The sequence below is a fragment of the Nonomuraea muscovyensis genome, assembly GCF_014207745.1.
In the GTDB taxonomy this organism is placed as follows: domain Bacteria; phylum Actinomycetota; class Actinomycetes; order Streptosporangiales; family Streptosporangiaceae; genus Nonomuraea; species Nonomuraea muscovyensis.
The window spans coordinates 1,729,095-1,748,596 of sequence record NZ_JACHJB010000001.1; the positions used below are offsets into that span (position 1 = coordinate 1,729,095).

At 71.8% G+C, this 19,502-nt stretch carries 19 protein-coding genes; 6 read left to right on the forward strand and 13 right to left on the reverse strand.

Features of this window, described 5'->3' with window-relative positions:
• Positions 1 to 5 precede the first annotated feature (5 nt).
• Positions 6 to 704, reverse strand: coding sequence for a GntR family transcriptional regulator (locus FHU36_RS08105; protein WP_185083133.1), 699 nt, complete (start codon positions 702 to 704; stop codon positions 6 to 8).
• Positions 705 to 793: 89 nt separating this feature from the next.
• Between FHU36_RS08105 and FHU36_RS08110 the strand changes: the two genes are divergently transcribed.
• Positions 794 to 1,930 carry an ATP-binding protein gene (locus FHU36_RS08110; protein ID WP_185083134.1) on the forward strand — a complete coding sequence of 379 codons (1,137 nt, stop codon included), beginning with the start codon at positions 794 to 796 and terminating at the stop codon, positions 1,928 to 1,930.
• A gap of 94 nt (positions 1,931 to 2,024) precedes the next feature.
• On the opposite strand, the gene FHU36_RS08115 is transcribed toward FHU36_RS08110, so the two are convergent.
• Complete coding sequence (locus tag FHU36_RS08115; RefSeq protein WP_185083135.1) at positions 2,025 to 3,182, reverse strand: WD40 repeat domain-containing protein; 1,158 nt, start codon at positions 3,180 to 3,182, stop codon at positions 2,025 to 2,027.
• 264 nt (positions 3,183 to 3,446) lie between these two features.
• Positions 3,447 to 4,049, reverse strand: coding sequence for a TetR/AcrR family transcriptional regulator (locus FHU36_RS08120; RefSeq protein ID WP_185083136.1), 603 nt, complete (start codon positions 4,047 to 4,049; stop codon positions 3,447 to 3,449).
• Positions 4,050 to 4,109: 60 nt separating this feature from the next.
• Between FHU36_RS08120 and FHU36_RS08125 the strand changes: the two genes are divergently transcribed.
• Positions 4,110 to 4,934 carry a class I SAM-dependent methyltransferase gene (locus FHU36_RS08125; RefSeq protein ID WP_376774122.1) on the forward strand — a complete coding sequence of 275 codons (825 nt, stop codon included), beginning with the start codon at positions 4,110 to 4,112 and terminating at the stop codon, positions 4,932 to 4,934.
• Positions 4,935 to 5,024: 90 nt separating this feature from the next.
• Here the strand turns inward: FHU36_RS08125 and FHU36_RS08130 are convergent, their stop codons facing one another.
• The 3 genes from FHU36_RS08130 to FHU36_RS08140 form a co-directional block, all read right to left on the reverse strand.
• Complete coding sequence (locus tag FHU36_RS08130) at positions 5,025 to 5,816, reverse strand: aminoglycoside 3'-phosphotransferase (protein ID WP_185083137.1); 792 nt, start codon at positions 5,814 to 5,816, stop codon at positions 5,025 to 5,027.
• A 77-nt stretch (positions 5,817 to 5,893) separates the two neighbouring features.
• Entirely contained in the window at positions 5,894 to 8,125 is a 2,232-nt protein-coding gene (katG, locus tag FHU36_RS08135; RefSeq protein WP_185083138.1) for a catalase/peroxidase HPI, read from the reverse strand.
• A 36-nt stretch (positions 8,126 to 8,161) separates the two neighbouring features.
• The gene (locus FHU36_RS08140) at positions 8,162 to 8,599 is read right to left on the reverse strand and encodes a Fur family transcriptional regulator (protein ID WP_185083139.1); all 438 of its coding nucleotides are present in this window, start codon (positions 8,597 to 8,599) and stop codon (positions 8,162 to 8,164) included.
• 151 nt (positions 8,600 to 8,750) lie between these two features.
• Between FHU36_RS08140 and FHU36_RS08145 the strand changes: the two genes are divergently transcribed.
• Both FHU36_RS08145 and FHU36_RS08150 read left to right on the forward strand, forming a co-directional pair.
• Positions 8,751 to 9,482 (forward strand): class I SAM-dependent methyltransferase, encoded by a 732-nt coding sequence (locus FHU36_RS08145; protein WP_185083140.1) that lies wholly within the window; start codon positions 8,751 to 8,753, stop codon positions 9,480 to 9,482.
• Positions 9,483 to 9,641: 159 nt separating this feature from the next.
• The gene (locus FHU36_RS08150) at positions 9,642 to 10,634 is read left to right on the forward strand and encodes a hypothetical protein (RefSeq protein WP_185083141.1); all 993 of its coding nucleotides are present in this window, start codon (positions 9,642 to 9,644) and stop codon (positions 10,632 to 10,634) included.
• A 39-nt stretch (positions 10,635 to 10,673) separates the two neighbouring features.
• Here the strand turns inward: FHU36_RS08150 and FHU36_RS08155 are convergent, their stop codons facing one another.
• Both FHU36_RS08155 and FHU36_RS08160 read right to left on the reverse strand, forming a co-directional pair.
• A complete protein-coding gene (locus FHU36_RS08155; RefSeq protein WP_185083142.1) occupies positions 10,674 to 11,210 on the reverse strand; it encodes a hypothetical protein in 537 nt (178 codons plus the stop codon).
• Positions 11,211 to 11,470: 260 nt separating this feature from the next.
• Positions 11,471 to 12,043 (reverse strand): TetR/AcrR family transcriptional regulator, encoded by a 573-nt coding sequence (locus FHU36_RS08160; RefSeq protein WP_185083143.1) that lies wholly within the window; start codon positions 12,041 to 12,043, stop codon positions 11,471 to 11,473.
• 72 nt (positions 12,044 to 12,115) lie between these two features.
• On the opposite strand from FHU36_RS08160, the gene FHU36_RS08165 reads away from it, so the two are divergent.
• Together FHU36_RS08165 and FHU36_RS08170 are read left to right on the forward strand one after the other, a co-directional pair.
• A complete protein-coding gene (locus tag FHU36_RS08165; protein WP_185083144.1) occupies positions 12,116 to 12,688 on the forward strand; it encodes a dihydrofolate reductase family protein in 573 nt (190 codons plus the stop codon).
• A 29-nt stretch (positions 12,689 to 12,717) separates the two neighbouring features.
• Positions 12,718 to 12,876: a hypothetical protein gene (locus FHU36_RS08170; protein WP_185083145.1), complete on the forward strand. Its 159-nt coding sequence runs from the start codon at positions 12,718 to 12,720 to the stop codon at positions 12,874 to 12,876.
• Positions 12,877 to 12,920: 44 nt separating this feature from the next.
• Here the strand turns inward: FHU36_RS08170 and FHU36_RS08175 are convergent, their stop codons facing one another.
• Genes FHU36_RS08175 through FHU36_RS08195 form a run of 5 tightly spaced genes read right to left on the reverse strand, consistent with a single transcriptional unit; the run spans position 12,921 to position 19,415 of the window.
• Positions 12,921 to 13,877, reverse strand: a complete 957-nt coding sequence (locus FHU36_RS08175; protein WP_185084688.1) for a dihydrodipicolinate synthase family protein — start codon at positions 13,875 to 13,877, stop codon at positions 12,921 to 12,923.
• A gap of 2 nt (positions 13,878 to 13,879) precedes the next feature.
• Positions 13,880 to 14,881, reverse strand: a complete 1,002-nt coding sequence (locus FHU36_RS08180) for an oligopeptide/dipeptide ABC transporter ATP-binding protein (RefSeq protein WP_185083146.1) — start codon at positions 14,879 to 14,881, stop codon at positions 13,880 to 13,882.
• The gene (locus FHU36_RS08185) at positions 14,878 to 16,845 is read right to left on the reverse strand and encodes a dipeptide/oligopeptide/nickel ABC transporter permease/ATP-binding protein (RefSeq protein WP_185083147.1); all 1,968 of its coding nucleotides are present in this window, start codon (positions 16,843 to 16,845) and stop codon (positions 14,878 to 14,880) included. The genes FHU36_RS08180 and FHU36_RS08185 overlap by 4 nt, the downstream gene beginning before the upstream one ends.
• Entirely contained in the window at positions 16,842 to 17,801 is a 960-nt protein-coding gene (locus tag FHU36_RS08190) for an ABC transporter permease (protein WP_185083148.1), read from the reverse strand. The genes FHU36_RS08185 and FHU36_RS08190 overlap by 4 nt, the downstream gene beginning before the upstream one ends.
• Before the next feature lie 6 nt (positions 17,802 to 17,807).
• The gene (locus FHU36_RS08195) at positions 17,808 to 19,415 is read right to left on the reverse strand and encodes an ABC transporter substrate-binding protein (protein ID WP_221495803.1); all 1,608 of its coding nucleotides are present in this window, start codon (positions 19,413 to 19,415) and stop codon (positions 17,808 to 17,810) included.
• Between the last annotated feature and the right edge of the window lie 87 nt (positions 19,416 to 19,502).

The window sequence follows — 19,502 nt, forward strand, 5'->3', positions numbered from 1 at the left end:
CCGGGTCAGGTGGCCGAGGTCTGCGACGGGGTGTCGCCGCCGTCGGGGAACGCGGCTTCGAGCAGCGGCACGAGCGTCTGCCAGTTGGCGCGGGTGGCCGCCGCCGCCCCGTCGGCGTCGCCGGCCTCGCACCGGGCGATGATCCGCTCGTGCTGGGCGACCGACCCCCGCCCGCTCAGCGAGGAGAACCGCGTCCGTTCCAGCCGCCGCAGCAGCGGCGTGAACTGCTCCAGCACGACGCGGATGGCGTGGTTGGCACTGGCGGTGACCGGGATGCCGTGGAAGTCGTCGTCGGCGGCGATGGCCGCGTCGACGTCGTCGCGGCGCAGCGCGTCGGCGAAGCGGGCGTTGGCCTCGCGCATGGCGTCCAGCTCGGCCGCGGACAGGTTGGGCAGTGCCTCCCGGACCGCCAGCTCGTGCATGGCGGCCGTCACGGACTGGGCGTCGCGGGCGGCGCGGACGTCGAGCGGGCTGACGATCGTGTAGCGGCCCGGCTTGGTCCGGACGAGCCCGGCCTGCTCCAGACGGGCCAGCGCCTCGCGGACCGGGGTGCGGCTGACGCCGAGCCAGGTCACGAGGTCGCCGTCGTTGAGCCGCTCGCCGGGCGCCAGCGTGCCGTCGACGATGGCGTCGCGGATCGCCCGGTAGGCGTTCTCGCGGAGGAGCGAGCGGCTGACGAGTCCTCGACTCTGCGGTACCGGCATGCAATATATTGCATGCTACATCGTGCGTATTGTCAACCGAGGCATAAATCACTCGCCGTTCCGGCGCCCGCGCGGCTACCGTCGCGCGGATGAGCGACAGCCGCCCCCGTCTCCTCTGGCTCTGCGGCCCGTCCGGCGTCGGCAAGTCCGCGACCGGCTTCGAGATCTTCTCCCTGCTGGCCCGGGCCGGCGTCCGGGCCGCCTACCTCGACTCCGACCAGGTCAGCCTGTTCCACCTCGCGCCGGCGGGCGGCCCGCACGTGCTCAGGGCGCGCGGCCTCGGCGCGCTCTGGCCGAACGTCGTCGCGGCCGGGGCCCGGTGCCTCGTCTTCTCCGGCTACGTGAACTCCCCCGACGAGGTGCGGCTCTACACGGACGCCGTGCCCGGCGCCGACGTCACGGTGGTCCGGCTGCGCGCCGACCCGGAGGTGCTCCGGCGCCGCTACCTCGGCCGCGGCTGGCTCCCCGACCTGGCGGAGGCGGCCCTCGCCGACGCCCTCGCGCTCGACCGTACGGAGTTCGCCGACACATGCCTGGACACCAGCGGGCTCACCGTGTCCGAGGCGGCCCGCCGTGTCCTCGACCGGGCGGGCGCCCTGCCCGGCGCGCGGCCGGGCGGCCCGCTCATGCCCACGCCCACGCCCGCCACGCCTCCCGAGCCGGCACCCGTCCTGTGGGTCGGCGGCCCCACCGGGGTCGGCAAGTCCACGGTCGCCTACGCGGTCCACCGGCAGTACGCCCGTGCGGGCGTCCCGGTCGCGTACGTGGACCTCCAGCAGATCAGCTTCCTGCGTCCCGCCGCAGACGGCGACGCCATCGCGATCGCCAACCTCGCCGCGCTGTGGCGGGTGCACCGCGACGCCGGGGCCCGCGGCCTGATCGTCTCCGGCGACCTCGTCCCCGGTCACGCCGACGTGTTCGCCACGACGTCGCTGACCGGGTGCCGGCTGCACGCCTCCCCGGACACGCTGGCCGAGCGCCTCCTGCTGCGCGGGCGGGGACTCGGCCCCCCGATCCCGGGCGACGAGCTGTGCGGGCTGCCGCCCGCCACCCTGCGCCGGATCGCGGCCCGCGCGGCCCGCGAGGAGCCGCCCCGCGACGGCGTGCCGCGCGTGCACACGGACGGCCTGTCGGTCGAGGAGACGGCCCGGCAGGTCCGCCTGCTGGCAGGCGACTGGCCGGCGACTCCCCGCGACCGTGACCCGGGCAGCCCGGGGCCGGATTGACCACGATCTTGCGCAGCGATGGGGTGTCCACGCGGCGAGAAGACCGCCGAACGCGGTGAATCACTCACAGGTCCTCCTGCCGCACCGCCGGCTTTCACCAGGCGATACGCGGCGGCTCTCCCGCGCCCGAGCGGCCGAGGGGCACCCTCGCGGTCGAGCCGTCGGTGAGGTCCACGCGGAACGCCTCGGCCCCGCCCACGAAGATCAGGTACCGACCGGTCCCGTCGAGGCTGAACCGCAGGCTGAGCGACGACCCGGCAGGCACCTCCGGCCGGACCAGCACCTCCGGTTCGCCTCCGCCGGCGACCGGCACCCGCTCGACGGTGTGACCGGCGGCGTAGACCAGGGATTTGCCGTCGGGGGTGTAGGCCACCGACTCCATCGGGCGCACTCCCTCGTTCCCGAGGGGGACCAGGGTGGTGGCGGCCATCAGGTCCGTACCCTGCCGGGTGAGGTCGAGGACGCCGATGGCCTGCCCGCCGGGCACCCAGGCGAGCCCCCGCCCGTCCGGCGCCCAGGCCAGGCCGGTCACCAGCGAGTACGCGTTCGTCCACCATTCACGGCGCCGGCCGGTGGCGAGGTCGACGACGCCGATCCGCCCCCCGCCGCCCCGGAGCATGGTCGTGAAGGCGAGCCTGGTGCCGTCCGCGCTCAGGGCGACGGCTCCGATCGGGTTCCCCCCGTCGATCTCGGTGCCCGGGAGCAGGACCGGCTCCCCCGGTCGCCCGTCGCCGTCGAGGGTGACCCGGAAGAACCGGATGGGTGTCTCCCGCCCGGTCCATCCGGCCACCACGAACGTCCGGTTGTCCGGCGTGGCGGCCACGTGGTGCCAGGAGGAGCGCACGCCCGGCGGGAGTGGCACGTCCGCCACGACGGCGCCGGTCCCGGCATCGTGCACGACCGCCCGCGCCGGGCTGTGGACGGCCGTCTTCGACCCTTCCGGGAAGTGCGCCGACGGGGGCGGCGCGGCGACGAAGAACCGCGGCGGCCCCGTCGCGGTCCGCGGCGTCCCGGTGGCCATCGGCGTGGCGAGCAAGGTCGCCGGCGGCGCGGTCTCCATCGACCCGGGCGGCACACCGTCCCTCGGCCGGGCCGACACGCCGTCCGTCGGTACGGTCGGCATGGGTCCCGACGGGGTGGACGGCACGCTCGCCGGTAGCAGCCGGTCCCGGGCGGCGACCTGGTCGCCGCAGCCGCCGGCCAGCACCACCAGAGCCAGCCCCGTCACGGCGACGCGTAGACGTGAAGCCATGCGGCGATCTTCTTACACGACGCGGGGCGGCGCCAGCCCCCGCGGCTCAGGACGCCCGCGGACCTTCAGGCCCCCTGGTCACCGGCCGGGTACGGCGTCCGCTGGCCACCGCCAACCTGCTGGGGCCCGTGCTGCTCCGGCCGGGCGTCCCCGCCGAGCCTTCAGGAACCTGCCGCCACTGCGCCATGTGATGGGGCGTTTCATCGGCATGGGCGTCCGGCCCGAGCACGTCGCGCTCGCCGGCCCGGTCTGACGTCGTCGACGTCACGTGATCGTCGGGCCGGACGTCCCGGGCGGGACGATCGTGGTCACCACCTTGCGGACGGCTCCGGCCTCAGGCGGCGTGCCCTCCCGGCCGGCGAACAGCAGGTGCGCGGCACCGATCAGCGTGAGCGCGAGCGTGTCGACGTCGGCGTCCGCCGCGACGCGGCCGAGCTCGCGCTCGGCGGTGAGGTAGGAGGCGATCATGGCCGCGGCTTCCGCCAGCAGGGGGACGCCGACCGGCCTGTCCTGGCGCAGCCGGGCGCGCAGGTCGTCCCGGGCGATGATGAGGCCGACGATCGCCACGGCGACCGACCCGAACAGGTCGGTCAGCGCGCCGGCGAGGTTGCCGGCGACGGTGCCGGTCCCCGCGGACTCGCGCAGCGCGGCGGCCTGGTGGTCGATCCGGGCGATGCGGTCGAGCACGAGCTCGGCGAGGAAGGCGTCGAAATCGGCGAAGTGCCGGTGCAGGACACCCTTGGCGCAGCCTGCCTCGGTGGTCACCGCCCGGCTGGTCAGCGCGTTCGGCCCGTCCCGGAGCAGGACGCGTTCGGCCGCGTCGAACAGCTGCGCGCGCGCGTCGCGGAGGGCCACCCCTGTCGGCACCGTGCATCCCTCTTTCCTCACCCGGTTGATGAGTGGGCACGTGCCCACTATGGTGGGCACGTGCCCACTATACCGCCGACGGGAGCACCCCTTCCCGAACACGAGCCACACCGGCACCGGCAGATGGCCGAGTCCTTCGGCTCGGACACCGGACGCTACGACCGGACCCGCCCCCACTACCCCGACGCCCTGGTGAAGCGAATCGTCGCCGGCAGCCCCGGGCCCGACGTCCTCGCCGTCGGCTGCGGGACCGGCATAGACGCCCGGCAGTTCCAGGCGGCCGGCTGCACGGTGCTCGGGGTCGAGCCCGACGCGCGGATGGCCGGCTTCGCGCGGCACAGCGGGGTCGAGGTCGAGGTGGCGACGTTCGAAGCCTGGGATCCCGCCGGCCGGCACTTCGACGCGGTCGTCGCCGGGCAGGCCTGGCACTGGGTGGACGCGATCGCGGGCGCGGCCAAGGCGGCGCGGGTGCTGCGTCCCGGCGGCCGGCTGGCGGCGTTCTGGAACGTGTCCGAGCTCCCCGCCGACGTGGCGGAAGCCTTCGCCACGGCCTACCACCGGGTGATGCCCGACTCGCCGTTCGACCTCCGGGCGACGCCCGGCCCGGACGGCTACCAGGCACTGTCCGCCAAGGCCGCCGACGGGATCAGACAGGCGGGCGCGTTCGGCGAACCGGAGCACTGGCGATTCGACTGGGAGCAGCCCTACACCCGGGACGAGTGGCTCGACCAGATGCCCACCCACGGCACCCTCACCCGGTTCCCACCGGACAAGCTGGCGGAGGTGCTGGCGCCCGTCGGGGCCGCCATCGACGCGATGGGCGGCGGCTTCACGATGCGCTACGCCACGGTCGCGATCACCGCGACCCGGACCCGCCCGGCGTAGGCCCCGGATACCGGAACCTGCGGGCGACGATCAGACGGCGGCCCGGTCTCGCCGACCGCCGCCAGATCCTCGGCCGTCATGACGGCGGCGTCAGCTCAGGTCCCAGAGCAGCCGGTAGTAGGCGATGCGCTCGCGATCCGGGACGACGCCGTACGACTCGTACACCAGGTCGGCGTAACCGGGACCGTGGTTCCACTCGGTGCTCCAGGCCGCCACCGCGAGGTCGGCCCACCTGTCGGCGATCCCGAGGGAGCCGAGGTCCACATGGGCGGCGAAGCCTCCGTCGTCGGCGACGAGGGTGTTGGGAGCGCAGGCGTCGCCATGGCAGACGACGAGACGGTCGATCGGCGGCGGCTCCCCGATGCGTGCCCTGGCCTGCTCCGGGTCGAGATGACGGTGCTCGGCGAACCACTCCGCGGGGCCGGAGCCGCGGGCGATGCGCTCGTCCGCCTGCGCGAGCCGCCGCTCGACGCTCCAGTCGAAGGGGCACTCCGCCACCGGCAGCGCGTCGTGGAACAGCCGCAGCCCCCGCCCGATCGCCACGACCGCGGTCGCCGGCTCGGCCAGCCACCGGGGATCGACCGCCGAACGGCCCGGGATCGGCGCCGTCACCAACCACTCGCCCTCGGCGTCGGCGCCGATCTCCAGCACCCGTGGCACGCGCGCCCACCGCCCCGCCCAGGCCAGCCGCTCAGCCTCGGCCCGCAGACCGACCCCGGGCGGCGACCACTTGGCGTACCGGCCGTCCGCCAACCGGAACGTCAGCCCACCCAGCCCGTTGCGCCACACGGGAGTGACGGCCTCCCCTCCGGCGAGGGCCAGGACGGCTTCGGGAACGGTCACCGGTTCGGTGGGCACGGAGGCGAGCATGGGGGCACTCATGGTGAACGATCCTCGCAGACCGACCACGGACCGAGGATGTCCAGGCCGGCCGGCGCGGGCCGACCTGGACATCGTGATCAGGCCAGGTCGAACCGGTCGAGGTTCATCACCTTGTCCCACGCCTTGACGAAGTCGTTCACGAACTTCTCCTTCGCGTCGTCGCTCGCGTAGACCTCCGCGAGCGCCCGCAGCTCGGAGTTCGACCCGAAGACGAGGTCGGCGCGGCTGCCGGTCCACTTGACCTCGCCCGTGGCGGCGTCGCGACCCTCGAACGTGTTCGCGTCCTCGGACGTCGCCTTCCACGTCGTGCCCAGGTCGAGCAGGTTGACGAAGAAGTCGTTGGTCAGCGTCCCGGGAGTCGTGGTGAGGACACCGAGCGGCGACGCCTGGTGGTTCGCGCCCAGGGCGCGGAGTCCGCCGACGAGGACCGTCATCTCCGGGGCGCTCAGGGTGAGCAGGTTCGCCCGGTCGAGCAGCAGGTACTCGGCCGGCAGCCGGTTGCCCTTCCCGAGGTAGTTGCGGAACCCGTCGGCGCTCAGCTCCATCGCGGCGAACGACTCCACGTCGGTCTGCTCCTGCGACGCGTCCACGCGGCCCGGCGTGAAGGGGACCTCGATCTCGAAGCCGGCGTCCTTCGCGGCCTTCTCGACGGCCGCGCACCCGCCGAGCACGATCACGTCGGCGAGCGAGACCTGCTTGCCGCCGGTCTGGGCGGCGTTGAAGGCGTCCTGGACGCTCTCCAGGGTCCGCAGGACCGTCGCGAGCCGGTCGGGGTCGTTGACCTCCCAGCCGCTCTGCGGCTGCAGGCGGATACGGGCGCCGTTGGCGCCGCCGCGCTTGTCGCTGCCGCGGAAGGACGAGGCCGACGCCCACGCGGTGGACACGAGCTGCGACACCGACAGGCCCGAGTCGAGGATCCGCGCCTTGAGCGTGGCGACGTCCTCGGCGTCGATGAGGTCGTACGTCCGCACGGGGAGCGGGTCCTGCCAGAGCAGGACCTCGGACGGGACCTCGGGGCCGAGGTAGCGGGCGACCGGGCCCATGTCGCGGTGGGTCAGCTTGAACCACGCACGGGCGAAGGCGTCCGCGAACTCGTCGGGGTGCTCGTAGAAGCGCCGCGAGATCCGCTCGTAGATCGGGTCGAACCGGAGCGCGAGGTCGGTGGTCAACATCGTCGGCGCATGACGCTTCGACGGGTCGTGCGCGTCGGGCACGGTGCCCTCACCGGCGCCGTGCTTCGGCTTCCACTGGTGCGCGCCGGCCGGGCTCGTGGTCAGCTCCCACTCGTAGCCGAACAGGTTCCAGAAGAAGTTGCTGGACCACCTCGTCGGGGTCGTGGTCCAGGTGACCTCCAGGCCACTGGTGATCGTGTCGGCGCCCTTGCCGGTGCCGTAGGTGCTCTTCCAGCCGAGGCCCTGGTCCTCGATCGGGGCGGCCTCGGGGTCGGGGCCGACGTGGTCGGCCGGGCCCGCGCCGTGGGTCTTGCCGAAGGTGTGGCCGCCCGCGATCAGGGCGACCGTCTCCTCGTCGTTCATCGCCATCCGGCGGAACGTCTCACGGATGTCGCGAGCCGCGGCGAGCGGGTCGGGGTTGCCGTTCGGGCCCTCCGGGTTGACGTAGATGAGGCCCATCTGGACCGCGGCGAGGGGGTTCTCGAGCTCCCGCTCGCCCGTGTAGCGCTCGTCGCCGAGCCAGGTGGACTCGGGACCCCAGTAGACGTCCTCGTCGGGCTCCCAGACGTCCGCACGACCGCCGGCGTAGCCGAAGGTCCTGAAGCCCATCGACTCCAGGGCGACGTTGCCGGCGAGGATCAGCAGGTCGGCCCACGAGAGCTTCCGGCCGTACTTCTTCTTGACCGGCCACAGCAGGCGACGGGCCTTGTCGAGGTTCGCGTTGTCCGGCCAGCTGTTGAGGGGGGCGAAGCGCTGCTGGCCGGCCCCGGCGCCGCCGCGGCCGTCGCTGATCCGGTACGTGCCCGCGCTGTGCCACGCCATCCGGACCATGAACGGGCCGTAGTGGCCGAAGTCGGCCGGCCACCAGTCCTGCGAGGTCGTCAGCACCTGCTCGATGTCCTGCTTCACGGCCGCGAGGTCGAGGCTCTTGAACGCCTCGGCGTAGTCGAACTCCGCACCGAGAGGGTTGGCCACCGCGGGGTTCTTGGCGAGGATCTTCAGGTTCAGCCGCTCCGGCCACCACTGGCGGTTTCCGCCGCTCTGCGTCGGGTGCGGGGCGCGCTCGTGCGCGACCGGGCAGCCACCTTCGCCCTCCGTCTTCGGGTCGGTGACGATTGCGTCATGGTTCTCGGACATGGAATCCTTCCGAACTGGCTAGAGGTATCACGGTGCTCAGGCACTACGGGCGGTGGAACAGGCGGGGCACAGGCCCCAGTAGATGACCTCGGCCTCGTCGACGGTGAAGCCGTGGTCGTCGTCCGCGGTCAGGCAGGGCGCGTGGCCGACCGCGCAGTCGACGTCGGCGACGGCGCCGCACGACCGGCACACGATGTGGTGGTGGTTGTCGCCGACGCGTCCCTCGAACCGGGCCGGGCTGCCGGCCGGTTCGATGCGCCGTAGGAGTCCCGCCGCCGTGAGCGCGTGGAGGGCCTCGTACACGGCTTGAAGGGAGACGTGACCCACGCGGTCGCGCACCCCGGCGGCGATCGTCTCGACGTCCAGGTGGTCACCGTCCCGGACGGTCTCGAGCAGCGCGACGCGGGCGGCCGTCACCCGCAGGCCGGCACCGCGCAGCTCCTCGGCGGCGGTCGGGGTCTGGGATGCGGTCATGGAGCCCAACCTAGCTCCATAAACATGAACAGTTCAAGAGAACGAATCGTACAAGTTGCACGCGCCTACGGAGGCACCGGCCGCGCCTCACTCATGCCCGCGGCTCGGATACCCGGTTGGCAGCGACCGACGGTGTGGCGATACTGCGGGGATGTTCACCGATGCCGATGCTGCCGCCCTGTATGACCTGCTCAACCCGTGGGACGGGGCCCGCCACCCCGGCGACGCGTTCTACGACGGCCTGGTGATGACCGCGCATGCCGTGCTGGACGTGGGTTGCGGTACCGGCAGCATGTTGCGCCAAGCTCGTGAGCGTGGCCATCGTGGGAGGCTCGTCGGGCTGGACCCGGACCCGGCCGCGCTCGATCGGGCCCGGCGACGCACGGACATCGAGTGGGTCGCCGGTGTTGCGGCAGACGCGTCCTGGGACCGCGAGTTCGACCTGGCGACCATGGCCGGCAACGCCTTCCAGTACTTCGTGGGCGACGAGGAGTTGTCCACGTCGCTGGTCGCGATCCGGAGGGCGCTACGTGACGGCGGCCGGTTCGCGTTCGACACGCGCAACTTCCAGGTACGTGCATGGGAGGAGTGGAAGCCGTCGAACGCCAGCGAGGTGGTGGATGGAAACGGTCGTACGCTTCGCGTGTCACACCACGTCGAGTCGGTGGTCGACGATGTGGTGACGTTCGCCGAAACGACCAGCGCTCATGATGGCACCGTCCTGCGCATCGATCGGACGAGTCTGCGATTCCTGGAGGTGTCGAAGCTTGGCGCGTTCCTGAGCGAGGCGGGCTTCGAGATCGAGGCGCAGTACGGCGGCTGGCAGCATGAGCCTGTCTCCGATGCCAGCCGATCGATCGTCACGATCGCGCGCCGAACCTAGCGCCGACCGGGTGCGGATGCCGGCGGCGAGCCCACCGAGCGCCATGTCCTGAGAAGGGTTGGGCGTGGGAGAGAGCCTCCGCGCTCAGGGGGTCGCCAGTGATCGTTCCCCGAGAAACGATCTGATGACAAGATCGTCGGGATGTCGGACACTGGCCGGATGGATGACGCAGCGGGTGAGATGTCAGACCCCGAGGACCTTGCCCTGTGGGCGCTGCACTGCTACTGCCCGGATGCGAAGCGAACCCCCCATCAGGTGGTGGCCGACGGCGACAACGGACGGGTCCTGTACGCGGCACGTCATGGTGCCCCAAGGGACCGTTTGGACGTCTCCGACGCGCAACTCGCGCAGCTGTTGGAGTTCCGGCTCCTGGAACGCGACGGTGACAGGCTTCGGACCGCCTTCCCGGTACTGGGTGTACGCGAGATGGCTCCCCTGCGGGCGGCTCTACGGCGGCTGGCGACTCCTTTGGTGGACGCCGTCGAGAAGCCGACGCAAGCCATCGCCGCCGAACTGCAGCGCCGCGGGATCGGTCACAGCTTGTACGCCATGGTGTTCGGCTACGCGCTGGACCTGCTGTTGTGGCAACAGTTGCGCGCCGAGGACGCTGTGCCCGACACGGCGCTGACTGCCGAGCGTCCATGGTGGAACGGGGCGTTCTGGGCCATCCACCCACCACGCGCCGGCAGTTCCGGCACGAACTTCTACCGCTTGGGCGAAGATCTCACCCTGGTGGCCGTCTGGTCGAACGCCACCCTGCGCCGCCTGCACGACTTTGCGACCACGCCTCGGATCGCGGAGTCGCTGCGAGATCGCCACGTGACCGCGGTCACCGACTCGGAAGGCCATCGCCTGCGTGTGCGGCTCGACGACGGCCGCTCTGCGATCCCGCTCGTCGGGGTGGGCGACGTCCTCGACGAGCTCGCCTTCGCGGTCGCCGCTCCCGTCTCCGCCTTCCTGCTGAGCCGCGCCTGCCAGGAGGCGCACAGGTACGTCTCCACCGATGATCGGACCGTGGCCACCGTGATCATCTCCCATGAGCTGATCTGGGAGATCACCGAACAGCTCATCGCACGCGGAACCTGCACTCGTGCGCCCCAAGGCGAGGATCTGACCGGTCTGCTGTTCCTCCTGGCGGACCGGAGCTCCTGATCGAGCGGCACGGCGAGATCGGGAGGTCATGCACCGGGATCAGGGCCCGTCGGTCCAGATGTACCAAGGGCCCTTGAAGTGTTCATACACGCCGTCCAACGGGTCCGGTGCCCGATCCGGGATGTAGGCGAAGCCGTAGCTCTTCCAGTCCATCGTGAGCGAGGTGACCATGAACCTCGCTCCCCCGGAGATCTTCTCCACCTCGTCCACCCAATACAGCCCCCACCACCGACCGCTGCCATGGTCGTCGCGCACCGACCGGGCGTGGCGCTCCAGGCTCGGCTCCGACAGGGCGAAGCGCGCGTGAAGGGGCGCGTCGAGTTCGACCAGCAGCACGGTGCCCAGCACCAGCGCGACCGGGACGAACATCCAGGGCCTCCACGGCCACCGGCGCTCACCAGGGCCCGGCACCCGCAGGAACCAGGCCATGGCGATGACGAGCACCAGCCAGTACAGCCCCAGTGCCAACGCCCAGTAGGACAGGCCCGGAGTGCTCACCTCGATGAGCGTCAGAACCGAGGCGAGCCCCATGGCCCCGGTGAAGAGCAGGGCGAGGGGGTCACGAGTCAGGCGCATGAGATGATCTTGCCCGTCACCTGACCACCCGTCTCGTCATCTTCCGGCCGTCCAGCGGTACGGCCAGGCAGTACACGGTCCTGTAACGGGGCCAGTCGTCCGGTGCCGGCGCGAGGCCCCACAGGCCGATCACATCCCGTTTCGACTCCTTGATGCGCATTCTGGGAAAGCACCCGTTCTCCATGAGCCGCGTCATGTCCGTTCCCGGATACGGCCCCTCCGACGTCGCGAACCGGCGGGGTGTCCGGTGGCCTTGCACGTCAGGCATTCAGCGACCTTCGCACGGCGGCGTCCACCAGTTCGTGGATCTCCTGCTCGGTGAAGATGTCGGGCAGTGTCAGCCGCTCCACGATGAGCCAGTTCAGAGCGAGGTAGAGGAGCACCACCGAGGTCGAGTCGCCGGGCAGACCCGAGGCGGCGTGGTGGCCGATGTTGGCGTCGATGTCCTCGCGGATGCGCTTGGTCAGCACGGCGCGCAGCTCGGGGCGCCGAGTGGACTCCAGCCGGAGCTCGAGCAGGGCGAGGTAGCCGGAGTTGAAGGCGGAGACCCGATCCACCAGCTCGTGCATGAGCTCGGCATAGCGGGTCTGGTCCTGCACGCCCTCCCGGCTGCGGGCCATCGTGTCCTCGTCGGGCAGCAACCGCTCGTAGATGCGCCCGCCGACCTGGGTGAACAGGTCGTCGCGGTTGGCGAAGTAGTTGGAGGCCGTGCCCGGGGGCACAGCCGCCTCCGCATCGACGGCCCGGAAGGTCAGCCCCCGCGCTCCTTCCCTGGCCAGCACCTCGATGGCCGCGTCGATCAGCGTCTGCCGCCGCTCGGGATTTCTCCGCACTTGACACCACTCCGTCTGTAGTACTACGTTTTGACCACTCCAAGCAGAGTACTACATCGGGAGTTGATCGCTATGCGAAAGCTTGTCTACTACATCGCCGTCTCGCTCGACGGCTACATCGCGGGCCCCAACGCCGAGTTCGACTTCTACCCCGTGTCGGACCAGATGGCCGCCTGGATCAACGCCCGCTACCCCGAGACGCTCCCCACCCACGTCCGCAAGCTCGTCGGCCTGGAGGGCGTGCCCAACAAGGTCTTCGACACGCTGGTGATGGGCCGCGGCACCTACGAGCCGGCCCTGGACGTCCCCACCACCAGCCCGTACTCCCACCTGCGCCAGTACGTCGTCTCCAGCACGCTGACGATCGACGACCCCACGGTGCGGGTGGAGGCCGGCGACCCGGTCGAGCTCGTCCGGCGGCTGAAGGCCGAGGACACCGGCATGGACATCTACCTCTGCGGCGGCGGCAGGCTCGCCGCCTCCCTGCTCCCGGAGATCGACGAGATCATCCTCAAGAGCTACCCCGTCGTGGCGGGCGCGGGCATCCCCATGTTCTCCGGACAGTTCAGCCCCACCCTGTTCACCCCCACCCGGCGCGAGTCCTTCGACAACGGCACCCAGGTCACCTGGCTCACCAGGGCCTAGCACCACGCCTAGCACCACAAGGAGAAAGCATGCATATCAAACTCCCCGCCACGATCACCCAGGCCAAGACCGAGCACCAGGCCCGATCGCCGCACCGGCACGACCAGCCGGCGCGCGACCTCAAGCCCATGGGCCGGACCAATCTCTCCCGCCGCCCGACCGCCGCCCCTCGCCGCGGAGGGTACTGAGCGAACCGCCACGTATGTCACCGAGATCTCGGCCACGTACATCCTCAGAGGAGCCCGGCTGCGGCCAGGTGCTTGCCGACGCTGCCGATCTCGTCGTCGGTCAACGGAATCTGGGGCGGGGCCGTGACCGGGTGGGCGATGACGCCGCGCAGGTACAACGCCGCCTTGAAGGCTCCGAGCCCCGACGAGCTGCCGCCCATCCGCGCGCCTCCCACCCGGACGATCTCGAAGAGCCGTACCAGGCGTTCCTGTTCCTGGCGGGCCGCCTCCCACTCGCCGCGGCCCGCGCAGGCGGCCAGCCGGACGTAGCCGTGGGGGTCGACGTTTCCGAGGCCCGGCACCACGCCGTCGGCGCCCATCCACAGGGCCGAGTCGACCGTCACCTCCGAGCCCGTCAGCACGCTGAAGCCCGGCGTGCGGCCCAGGATGACCTCCCGGAGGCCGCCGTCGTCGCCGCTGGAGTCCTTGACCCCGGCCAGCACCCCCTCGGCGGCCAGGTCCAGCAGCAGGCCGGCCGGGAGCTTGGTGTGGACCGACACCGGCAGGTCGTAGGCGTACAGCGGCAGCCCGGTCCGGGCCGCGATGAGCCGGAAGTGGGTGCGGATCTCCTCCGGGTGCGTACGCGTGTAGAAGGGCGCGGTGGCGACCAGGCCGGACACGCCCGCCTCGACGGCGGACCGGGCGTGGTCGAGGACGCGGGGCGTCGTCATGTCGATCACCCCGGCGAGCACGGGGACCTGCCCGGCCACGTGGCCCACGACGGTGTCCAGCACCACGCGACGGTGGGCGTCCGGGAGGTAGGCCACCTCGGAGGACGAGCCGAGCACGAACAGCGCGTCGACGCCGCCCGCAAGCAGGTGGTCGACGAGCCGGGTGAGCGACCCGGCGTCCACCTCGTGGTCGGGGGTCATCGGGGTGCACACCGGGGGGATCACCCCCCTCAGGGCCCTCGGCGCGCCGGCTTCGGGGGTCGACGGCGCGGATCCGGCGGGGTCTGGCATCGTCACGAGCGCTCCTGGATCAGGTCGAGGTCGGTCGCTCCCGCCGCCACCGGGTGGTGGCAGTGGAAGAGGTGGTCGTCGCCGTCGGCAGTCGCGGCGGGCCAGGCCGCCGCGCACGCGTCGTCGGCGCGCCAGCAGCGGGTGCGGAACGGGCAGCCGCTGGGCGGCCGGGTGGCCGAGGGCACGGCGCCGGTGAGCGGGATCGGGGTGATCGGCGAGATCAGGCCGGGCGTCGCCGAGAACAGGGCCCGGGTGTACGGGTGCCGGGCTCGCAGGGGCACGACCCGGGCCGGCGCCTGCTCCACGATCCGCCCCAGGTACATGCTGACCACCCGGTCGCTCATCCGCCTGACCGTCTGGATGTCGTGGGAGACGAACACCATGGCCAGGCCGAGCCGTTCCTTGAGGCCGAGCAGGAGGTTGAGGATCTGCGCGCGCACCGATACGTCGAGAGCGCTGGTCGGCTCGTCGGCGACGAGCAGGGCGGGCTCCAGCGCGAGAGCGCGGGCGACGGCGACGCGCTGGCGCTGGCCTCCGGACAGTTGGCCGGGCAGCGCGTCGGCGACGGAGGCGGGCAGCCCGACGAGGCCGAGCAGCTCGCGGACGCGGGCGTCGCGCTCGGCGGGCGTGCCGCGCCGGTGCACGTCGAGGGGGTCGCGCAGGACCTGCCGGACGGGCAGCCGGCGGTTGAGCGCCGTGGACGGGTCCTGGAACACCATGCCGACGCCGGCGCCGACGAGGTCTCGGCGTTCGGCGTCCTTCATGGCCCACAGGTCGCGGCCGTGCAGGCTCACGCTGCCCGACGTGGGCCGTTGCAGCCCGACGAGGACCCGGGCCAGGGTGGACTTGCCGCAGCCGGACTCCCCCACGACGCCGACGGTCTCGCCGGGGGCGACGGTCAGGTCCGCGCCGGTCAGGGCGTGGACGCGGTCGCGGGAGAACAGCCCGCCCGTGCGCGCCCTGTGGACGACGTGGGCGTCCTTGAGCTCAAGCACGATGTTCACTTCCCATGCTCACTCCCATACTGGCCGCTCCCCGCGGTCTCCAGGCCGACCGGCTGGACGGGCGCCGGGTGGTGGCAGGCGTACGCGTGCCGGTGCGCGTCGCCCTCCAGCGCGGGCGCGTCGGTCCAGCACTCGGCGGTCGCCATCGGGCACCGGTCGGCGAACCGGCATCCGGCGGGGAACCCCGAGGGCGGCGGAACGACACCGCGGATCTGGGTGAGCCGCTCGGCGCCCGACTCCAGCGACAGCACGGAGCCGAGCAGCCCGCGGGCGTAGTGGTGGGCGGGCGCGCCGACGAGCGTCGCCGTGGCGCCCGTCTCGACGATCTGCCCGCCGTACATGACGACGACCCGGTCGGTGACGTCGGCCACGAGCGCGAGGTCGTGGGAGACGAGGATCAGCGCGAACCCGAGCTCCTCCCGCAGCCGCAGCAACAGCTCGATGACCTGCGCCTGCACGGTCACGTCGAGCGCGGTGGTGGGCTCGTCGGCGACGATCAGCCGGGGCTCGCGCGACAGTGCCATCGCGATGAGCACCCGCTGCCGCTGCCCGCCGGACAGCTCGTGCGGGTACGCCGACAGGGTGCGGCCGGCGTCGAGGCCGACGAGCTCCAGCAGCTCGGCCGGCGAGCGGCGGCCGCCCCGGCGGGTGACCTGCTTGAGCTGGGCCCTGACGGTCATCGCGGGGTTCAGGGACGACAGCGCGTCCTGGTAGATCATGGCCATGTCGTGGCCCAGCAGCCTGCGGCGGTCCTTGCGCGGCAGGGTGAGCAGCTCCCGCTGGTCGAAGCGGACGTGGCCGCTGACGCGGGCCTGCCGGGGTTGCAGGCCCATGATGGTCAGCGCGGTCAGCGACTTGCCGCACCCCGACTCGCCGACCAGGCCGAGGACCTCGCCGGGCCGTACGTCGAAGGAGACGCCGTCCACGATGTCCACGCCCTCGGCGAAGCCGATGCGCAGCCGCTCCACGGACAGGATCGGCGGGCCGGAGGGCAGCGGCCGGGCGCGCTCGGCGAGCCGGCGGGCCGCCTCGGCGAGCCCGGGCAGCTCGACGACCTCGCCGGAGCCGGGCTCGGCGCGCTCCACGGGATCGTCCTCGACGGGCACGGCCCTCCTGGCCGCGGGTGCGGCCCAGGCGTCGGAGACCCCCTCGGACAGGATGTTCAGGGCGAGCACGGTGACGAGGATGAGCAGGCCGGGGAAGACCGTGGCCCACCAGCCGCCGAGCAGGACGAGGTTCTTGCCGTCGGCGATGACGCTGCCCCAGGACGGGTCGGGCGGGCGGACGCCGGCGCCGATGAACGACAGCGACGCCTCCAGCACGATCGCGTCGGCCACCATCACCGTGCAGAACACGAGCACCGGCGCCGCGCAGTTGACGGCCACGTGCCGGAGCAGGATGTGCGGGGTGCGGGCGCCGATGACGCGCTCGGCCGCGACGTAGTCCTCGCCGTACTGGGCGAGCACGTTGGCCCGCACGACCCGCGCCACGGACGGCATGTAGAGGAAGGCGATGGCCATGACGAGCACGGGGATGCTGCCGCCGAACACGGCCACCAGCACCGCGGCCAGCGCGATCCCCGGGAAGGCCATGATGACGTCGAGCACCCGCATGAGCGTCTCGTCCACGGCGCGGCGGGAGGTAGCCGCGACGGCGCCGACGAGCGCCCCGGCCACCAGGGCGAGGGCGGTCGCGCCGAGGCCGATGAGCAGCGACCAGCGCGCGCCGTACAGGAGCCTGGACAGGATGTCGCGGTTGGCGCTGTCGAGCCCCATCCAGTGCGCGGCGGACGGGCCGCCGCCGGCGGCCTCCTGGACGTACGGCGAGTGCGGCGCGATCCAGGGCGCGAGCAGGGCGGCGAGCACGACGAACGCGATGACGGCGACGGCGGCCCACGACAGCGGGCGCAGCCGGCGGAAGCCGATGCCGGGCCTGGACAGGCGCTCCCCCAGGGCACGTCTCATGCGGCGCTCCTCAGGCGGGGGTTGACGAGCAGGTAGAGGATGTCGACGGCGAGGTTGACGACCATGAAGCCGACCGCGATCGTCAGCACCACGCCCTGCACCACGGCCGGGTCACCGTCGCGCACCGCGTTGATCATGAGCTGGCCCATGCCGGGCAGGCCGTAGATCTGCTCGATGACGACGGTGCCGCCGATGAGGTAGCCGATGCGCAGGCCGAGCACGGTCAGCGGGTTGATGAGCGCGTTGCGCAGCACGTTGCGGCCGACCACGACGACGGGCGGCAGGCCGCTGCCGATGGCCGTGCGGACGTAGTCGCGGTCCAGCTCCTCGACCATGGACGTGCGGATGACGCGGGTGAGCTGGGCGGCGACCGGCAGCGACAGCGACAGGGCGGGCAGCGTCATCGAGCGCAGCCAGCCGGTGAAGGAGTCGGCCGGGTTGATGTAGCCGCCGGTCGGGAACAGGCCCTCGCCGACGGCCAGCCACTGGATCATCAGCAGCGCCAGCCAGAACGCGGGCGCCGCGACCCCGACCAGCGAGACGACGCGGATGACCTGGTCGGGCCAGCGGTCGCGGAACAGCGCGGCGGTGACGCCGAGGACGAGCGCCAGCCCCACGGCCACGGCCAGACCGAGGAACGTGAGCTGGAGCGTCAGCGGCAGCGCCGTCGTCACCGACTCGACGACCGGCTTGCGGGTGAGCACGCTGGTGCCCATGTCACCCTGGACCAGGTCGGCGACGAAGCGCAGGTAGCGCAGCGGCAGCGGGTCGAGCAGGCCGTTCTCCAGCTGGAACTGGCGGATCTGCTCGGGGGTCGGGTTCGCGCCCTGGAAGTAGGCGTACTCCGGCTTGTTGCCGGAGAAGCGCATCACGACGAACACGAACGCGACGACCCCGAGCAGCAGCGGCACCAGGATGAGGACGCGCCGGACGAGCAGGCGGGCGATGAGGACCATGGCGGCTCAGACGCGCTTGGTCTGCAGCAGGTTGATGCCCGGGTACGGCTGGGCACGCACCCCGGTCAGCTTCTTCGGGTCCCAGGCGGACATCAGCTCGGTGTGCACCACCGGGTAGAGGACGGCCTGCTCGGCGATCACGTCGAGGTACTTGTGCACCAGCCCGGCCTTCTTCGCCTTGTCGGGCTCCTTGGTCGCCTCGTCCATCATGGCGAACAGCGCCTTGGCGTCCTTGCTGCCCTCGTAGTGGCTGTACTTCATCCACAGGCCGCCGGAGACGTAGTTGTAACGCATGATCAGGTCGGCGTCCATGCCGAACTGGTTGGGGTTCGAGGCGGCGGCGACCACCTGGTAGTCCTGGAACTGGTCCATCTTGGTGAACAGCGCGGCCGTGTCCTGCGGCTCCAGCGTGGTCTTGACGCCGATGGCCTCCCAGGAGGAGGCGATGGTGGGCAGGCAGTCGACGAGCCAGCTCACGTTCACCGACATGAGGTTGACCGTCAGGCCGCTGACGCCGGCCTCCTTGAGCAGCGCCTTGGCCTTGTCGGGGTCGTAGTCGTAGACGACCGCGGCCCGCTTGTGGTCGGGGTGCCCCTCGTTGAGGAACGAGCTGGAGGCGGTGCCGTGGCCCTTGAGCGCCACGTCGATGAGCTTCCTCTTGTCGATCGCGTAGTGCAGCGCCTGGCGGACGCGGACGTCGTCGAACGGCTTCGCGCCGGTGTTGAACATCAGGAACAGGTGGTTCATGCCGGCGCCGCCCTCGACCGTGAGGCCCTGCTGCTTGAGCCGGTCCACGTTGGCGTACGGGATGTTGTCGGCGATCTGCGCCTCGGCGGAGCCGCCGGAGATCTTGGCGACGCGGGCGGCGGCGTCGACGATGCTGAGCCAGTTCATCTTCTTGGCGGCGGCCGGGCGGGGCCCGTTGTAGCCGTCGAACGCCTCGAAGGTGGTGTTGGACTTGGGGTTGTGCTGGACCAGCTTGTACGGGCCGGAGCCGACGGCCTTGCCGCCCTTGGCCGCGTCCCAGGCGCCCGGCTGGCCGAAGACGTGCTTGGGCATGATCTTGGCGATGGTGAGCCGGGGGGCGGCGTCCGGGAAGGGGAAGGTGAAGACCAGCTCGACGGTCTTGTCATCGACCTTCTTGACCTCCTGGAGCCAGGAGCGGAAGAAGTTGCCGACGAGGACGTTGGCCTCCGGGTCGAGGACCCGCTGGTAGGTGAAGACGACGTCGTCGGCGGTGACGGGCCGCCCGTCGTGCCACGTGGCGCCGTCGCGGAGGGTGAACCTCCAGGTGGTCGCGTTCAGGTCCGACGGGAGCGCGGTCGCCAGGGCCGGGTACGGCTCGCGGGTGATCGGGTCGGTGTCGAGCAGGCCCTCGTAGACGTGGGCGATGCCGGCCATGGCGAAGGCCGAGGCCGTCTGGGTGGGGTCCCAGCTCTGGTCGTTGCCGTACCCGATGACGGCGGTGATGAGATCCTTGTCCGAGCCCGCCCCGACCGAGCCGGTGGAGGCCGGGCCTCCCGAGCAGGCGGAGAGGGTGGCCGCGATGAACGCCGCCGCACCCGTTGCCCCGCTGTGACGCAGGAAGTCGCGGCGGCTGAGGTCAGAGCTCACGGATGCCTCCTGGGGGTAGAACGTGGGACATCCCATGTCCTATCTTGTGCGTAACGTGGACGCTAGATGCGAGAGCCGCTTGAGGTC

Excerpts from the sequence above, each read along its gene's own strand:
- FHU36_RS08150 (WP_185083141.1), top strand. The coding sequence starts at position 9,642 with ATGGATGACGCAGCGGGTGAGATGTCAGACCCCGAGGACCTTGCCCTG.
- FHU36_RS08145 (WP_185083140.1), top strand. The coding sequence starts at position 8,751 with ATGTTCACCGATGCCGATGCTGCCGCCCTGTATGACCTGCTCAACCCG.
- FHU36_RS08170 (WP_185083145.1), top strand. The coding sequence starts at position 12,718 with ATGCATATCAAACTCCCCGCCACGATCACCCAGGCCAAGACCGAGCAC.
- FHU36_RS08175 (WP_185084688.1), bottom strand. The coding sequence starts at position 13,877 with ATGCCAGACCCCGCCGGATCCGCGCCGTCGACCCCCGAAGCCGGCGCG.
- katG (WP_185083138.1), bottom strand. The coding sequence starts at position 8,125 with ATGTCCGAGAACCATGACGCAATCGTCACCGACCCGAAGACGGAGGGC.
- FHU36_RS08140 (WP_185083139.1), bottom strand. The coding sequence starts at position 8,599 with ATGACCGCATCCCAGACCCCGACCGCCGCCGAGGAGCTGCGCGGTGCC.
- FHU36_RS08190 (WP_185083148.1), bottom strand. The coding sequence starts at position 17,801 with ATGGTCCTCATCGCCCGCCTGCTCGTCCGGCGCGTCCTCATCCTGGTG.
- FHU36_RS08110 (WP_185083134.1), top strand. The coding sequence starts at position 794 with ATGAGCGACAGCCGCCCCCGTCTCCTCTGGCTCTGCGGCCCGTCCGGC.
- FHU36_RS08105 (WP_185083133.1), bottom strand. The coding sequence starts at position 704 with ATGCCGGTACCGCAGAGTCGAGGACTCGTCAGCCGCTCGCTCCTCCGC.
- FHU36_RS08155 (WP_185083142.1), bottom strand. The coding sequence starts at position 11,210 with ATGCGCCTGACTCGTGACCCCCTCGCCCTGCTCTTCACCGGGGCCATG.
- FHU36_RS08185 (WP_185083147.1), bottom strand. The coding sequence starts at position 16,845 with ATGAGACGTGCCCTGGGGGAGCGCCTGTCCAGGCCCGGCATCGGCTTC.
- FHU36_RS08115 (WP_185083135.1), bottom strand. The coding sequence starts at position 3,182 with ATGGCTTCACGTCTACGCGTCGCCGTGACGGGGCTGGCTCTGGTGGTG.
- FHU36_RS08165 (WP_185083144.1), top strand. The coding sequence starts at position 12,116 with ATGCGAAAGCTTGTCTACTACATCGCCGTCTCGCTCGACGGCTACATC.
- FHU36_RS08130 (WP_185083137.1), bottom strand. The coding sequence starts at position 5,816 with ATGAGTGCCCCCATGCTCGCCTCCGTGCCCACCGAACCGGTGACCGTT.